The following is a 376-nucleotide window of genomic DNA, read 5'->3' as shown; positions in this document are numbered from 1 at the left end:
TCTATAGAATGCTTCTCATAGGCTCACGTGAGCCATTAACCCGAGGCTTAAAAATGATCTTAACGTTTGGCACCTTTCTTTGCTGTGCGATTGCCGCCGTCGCGATTGTCGCGTGCATCGCGGCCGGAACCCGCGACCATTACCCCGATACGGCACGACTCCGCGCCGCACGTAAAAAGAGGTCTTGAAAATGGGCCTTTATTCCAATAACAAGGATATTGATAAGATCGTTCGCGATCTTGTGCGCAAAGAAAAGTGGACGTTCGAACACGGCAAGAAACACGGGAAATTAACGGCACCTAACGGGTTGAGCACGCCCGTTACAATTAGCCCTAGTGACTCGCGCGCCGTCAACAATTTTCGGGCTGTTGTGCGC

General features: G+C 51.6%; 1 protein-coding gene. It reads left to right on the top strand.

Annotation, left to right across the window (positions count from 1 at the left end):
* Positions 1-190: 190 nt before the first annotated feature.
* A partial coding sequence (locus AC1RPN_RS08595; protein ID WP_429605235.1) for a hypothetical protein occupies positions 191-376 on the top strand: 186 nt, incomplete at its 3' end.

The sequence above is a fragment of the Dellaglioa sp. CoH-57-MRSF-20 genome (genome assembly GCF_056781955.1).
Note: the sequence above shows the minus strand (reverse complement) of the source record. Positions and strands in the feature narration are given on the sequence as shown.